The 3,515-nt window shown below is 69.5% G+C and carries 4 protein-coding genes; 2 read left to right on the top strand and 2 right to left on the bottom strand.

Annotated features, from left to right (window positions below; translation table 11 throughout):
• Nucleotides 1-1,214 (bottom strand): RHS repeat domain-containing protein (locus ACF8LI_RS17445; protein WP_392413519.1); only part of this gene is annotated, 1,214 nt, incomplete at its 3' end.
• Between the two features lie 257 nt (nt 1,215-1,471).
• On the opposite strand from ACF8LI_RS17445, the gene ACF8LI_RS17440 reads away from it, so the two are divergent.
• On the top strand, nt 1,472-2,374 hold the full coding sequence (locus tag ACF8LI_RS17440) for a LysR family transcriptional regulator (RefSeq protein ID WP_392413517.1): 903 nt from the start codon (nt 1,472-1,474) through the stop codon (nt 2,372-2,374).
• 2 nt (nt 2,375-2,376) lie between these two features.
• Nucleotides 2,377-2,880 (top strand): hypothetical protein, encoded by a 504-nt coding sequence (locus ACF8LI_RS17435; protein WP_016450580.1) that lies wholly within the window; start codon nt 2,377-2,379, stop codon nt 2,878-2,880.
• A gap of 1 nt (nt 2,881) precedes the next feature.
• Here the strand turns inward: ACF8LI_RS17435 and ACF8LI_RS17430 are convergent, their stop codons facing one another.
• Nucleotides 2,882-3,421 carry a pyridoxamine 5'-phosphate oxidase family protein gene (locus ACF8LI_RS17430; RefSeq protein ID WP_046241376.1) on the bottom strand — a complete coding sequence of 180 codons (540 nt, stop codon included), beginning with the start codon at nt 3,419-3,421 and terminating at the stop codon, nt 2,882-2,884.
• Between the last annotated feature and the right edge of the window lie 94 nt (nt 3,422-3,515).

Below are 3,515 nucleotides of genomic sequence, written 5' to 3'. Positions count from 1 at the left end.
AGGCTGTTGGTGAGGGTGTTCTTCCAGGGCTGGCTGAGGTCCAGGGTGACTTTTTCCTGCTGGCTGTCCGGCGGGCCGCGCACGCTCAAGATGGCGCGGCCGGTGTCGCCGTAGGCGTAGCTGGCGATGCGCTCGTCCATGGGCTTGCCGTCACTGCCCTGGCCCTGGACGCTGATGCCCGTGAGCAAGGTGGGGTGGCGCGGGTCTTCATAGTGGTAGTGGCGCTGGACCGGGGCTTGGCCATCGGCCGACGGGAGGCTGACCTGCACGAGGCTGGCGTTCAGCTTGGCCTGGGGCTGGGTGCTGCCGGGCAACGGTGCGCTGCCGTGGCGGTAGCCGATGCGGCCCAGCGGGGTGTCGATGGCCTGCACGCCGGTGAAGCTGTCCTCGCCCGAAGATTGGGCGTAGTGCAGGCGCAGGCTGCGGCCCTGCGGGTCGGTGACCTTGAGCAGGCGGTTGCCCTTGGCGTTGTAGTCCAGGCGGACCTGTTCGCCCGAGGGCAGGCTGATGCGGGTCAGGCGCCCCCGGTGGTTGAAGCGCAGCTCGCGCCCGTCCATCCATTGCCAGGTGTAGTGCCGTTCCTGGCCGGGCTTGGTTTCCTTGGTGCCCTTTGTATCCGGGCCTTCGATGCGCAAGATGCCGTTGCCCGGCTGCTGGCTGGCGCACAGGCTGGGGTGCTCGCGCAGCTTGCTGAAGATGATGCGGGTGCCGTCGGCCTGCACGATCTGCAGGTTGGTGGGGTGGTCGTACAGGCGGGCCTCGTAGCTGAGCAGCCAGCCGCGGCCGAGCAGGCCTGGCGGCACGTAGGCCCGGCTGTAGCTGCTGTTGTAGTGGCGCACGACTTCCAGGCCGAGCACGCCTGGCAAGGCGGGCATGTCCACTTCGCGCTGGTATTTGTTGCCGTTGATGAGGTGGATGGGGTTGCCTGCGCCCTGGTGGGTGCTGCTGGAGTTGCCCTGGGTGGCGGGGCCGGCGCCGCCGCAGGGGCTGCCGCCGGGCGTGGGGGTGCAGGTGCCGCCGCCCGAGCCGCCACCGCCACCGCCGAGGTCGATGCCGCCGCCCGTGCCGGGGGCGCAGCTTTGTACGGTGGGGTCGCATTTGCCGGAGCCGCCGCCCAGGTTGGGGGCGGCAGCCGCCAGGGTGGGCGTGGCCTGGGCCAGCAGTGCGGCGAGGCATAGCAAGGCGCTGCGCAGCAGGGTGTGCCATGGGTGCATGTGAGTTTCTCCCTCGGGATTTTTAGGAATCTCGGGCAGGAGGCGGCCATGCGTCTGGCGGGGAGCTGGTGGAGGCAAGCCTGTGTCCGGGTTGCCGGTCAATCTAGGCAGCTGCGGCGTGCTTGTCTCTAGGAATAGTCTGTTTCTGAGGCCCAAAGGGAGGAATGGGTCGGAAAAGGGGCCGGCGTGGGGCTGTGGCGCAACGGAATGCGGCCGCCCGCATGCCCCACAATCCCCGCCAAAGGAGTGCACGGGCAATGGACAGATGGCAGGCCATGCGGGTGTTTTGCGGCGTAGTGGATGCGCAGGGCTTCACGGCGGCGCAGGACAGGCTGGGCATGACGCATTCGACCGCCTCGCGCCATGTCAAATGGCTGGAGTCGGAACTGGGCACGCAGCTGCTGCAGCGCAATTCGCGCGGGCTGAGCCTGACCGAGGCGGGGCGCAGCTACTACCTCAGCTGCGTGCAGTTGCTGGAGCAGCTCGATGCGGCCGAGGCCGCGCTGGCCGTGCGCCGCGCACGCGTGGCGGGCGTGCTGCGCATCACGCTGCCGCTGGCCGTGGGCGCCATCGAGCTGGGCGACTGGCTGCCCGAGTTCGAGCAGCAATTCCCGGATCTGGAGCTGCAACTGCTGTGCACCGACCGGCTGGTGGACCTGGTGGCCGAGGGCGTGGATGCAGCCGTGCGCATCAGCCGGCAATTGCCGGACAGTGGACTGCAGGCGCGGCTGCTAACGCATTCGCCTCTGGTGCTGGTGGCTTCGCCCGCCTATCTGATGCGCCACGGGGTGGTGCAGGCGCCAGAGCAACTGGCCGCGCACCGCGCCCTGGCCTTTGCTGCGGGTCCGGCCGAGTTGCGCTGGAGCGTGGTGTCCGGGCAGGGCGCTGTCACCGAGGTCCAGCCGCTTGCGGCATTGCGCACCGATTCGGTGGCCACCATCTTCGAGGCTGCACGCGCGGGGCGGGGCATTGCGGCGCTGACCTGGCATACCGTGCGCTCGGCCATCGAGCGCGGCCAGCTGGTGCGGGTGCTGCCCTGTTTTCATCTGGGGCAGTACAGCTACCACGCGCTGTATCCGCGCACGCGGCATCTGCGCCCGGCCGTGCGTGCCTTCGTGGATTTCATGGCACGGCGCTATCGGCAGGGGCCGGGGGACTGAGCATGGTGTTCTGGAGCCGGCCGCTCGATGCGCAGGAACAGGCCTTTGTGCGCACGCACTTCGGCGCCTCGCTGGATGCGCTGCTGCCGCGCATGCGCCTTTATCTGCGCCGCCTGGGCGACACGCGCAGGGCGCTGTCCATGAATGGCGGGCGCATCTTCATGCCGCGCGCCTTTTTCATGCAGTCCGATCCGCGCCAGCCGCTGCGCCTGTCGCATCCGCAGATCGCAGGCATCTTTGCCCATGAGCTGCTGCACCAGTGGCAGCGCCTGCAGGGCATGCCCGTCACGCGGCAGGCGGCCTGGCTGCAGTTCAAGGCGCTGTGCACGCGCGGCGATCCCTATGCCTACGAGCGCTGCGACGATCCCCGGCGCATGCTGCAGCGCTTTGTCCATGCCCAGGTGGAGCAGCAGGGCCAGATGTGGGAGGACCATGTGCGCGCCTGCGTGGCGGGGCAGGGCGATGCGGCGGGCGCCCTGATCGCGGCCCACGTGCGGGGCACGTGAGTCAGCTGGGCTGGATGCTCAGTGCTTCGATCAGGTCATGGGCCGACACATCGCGCGCCGCGCCAAAGCCCGCCACGTGCCGGGCGATGGATGGCGTGATGCAGACAAAGCGGAAGTCGCCCAGATCGGTCATGAACGCGGCTTCGGGGAAGCGCAGCACATAGCTGTCGCGCGCGCCATCGGCCAGCACGCTGCCGGGCGGAGGTGTGCTGGCCACGCCTTCAATGGCCACGCGCTCCAGTGCATGCACGCCCTCGCCGTCCACTTCGGCCGCGCACACCAGCAGGCTGACGGCCGGGTGCAGCTCCATGGCCCGCGTGTGCGCTGCCAGTGCGCTGACGTGCAGCACAAAGCAGCCAAACTGCGCATTCCAGGCCCAGGGCACCATGGACAGACGGGGAGCGGGCAGTGCATCGCCAGCCCCGGGGGCAGGGGAGTCGGCGGGCTGGGTGGCCAGGGCCGCGCTGCGGCGGCGGGCCAGCAGATCGCGCAGCGACAGCTGCAGGCGGGACAGGTGGGGCATGTCGGGCGTGGAGGGCATGGCGCCATCGTACCCGTGGCGTACTTGTGGCGTGCCCGTGGCCGGCTTGCGAAAGCACAAGGCGAGTTGCGGTGGCACCGGTATGCCATGGGCG

Origin of the sequence: Delftia sp. WSY_12 (genome assembly GCF_043104645.1) — a bacterium.
Lineage (GTDB): Bacteria > Pseudomonadota > Gammaproteobacteria > Burkholderiales > Burkholderiaceae_C > Comamonas > Comamonas tsuruhatensis.
The sequence above is the reverse complement of the archived record's forward strand: the minus strand, read 5'-3'. Positions and strand labels throughout refer to the sequence as shown.

What these genes read in the sequence shown, in the direction of transcription:
- ACF8LI_RS17440 (WP_392413517.1), top strand. Translation starts at nt 1,472, where the DNA reads ATGGACAGATGGCAGGCCATGCGGGTGTTTTGCGGCGTAGTGGATGCG.
- ACF8LI_RS17435 (WP_016450580.1), top strand. Translation starts at nt 2,377, where the DNA reads ATGGTGTTCTGGAGCCGGCCGCTCGATGCGCAGGAACAGGCCTTTGTG.
- ACF8LI_RS17430 (WP_046241376.1), bottom strand. Translation starts at nt 3,421, where the DNA reads ATGCCCTCCACGCCCGACATGCCCCACCTGTCCCGCCTGCAGCTGTCG.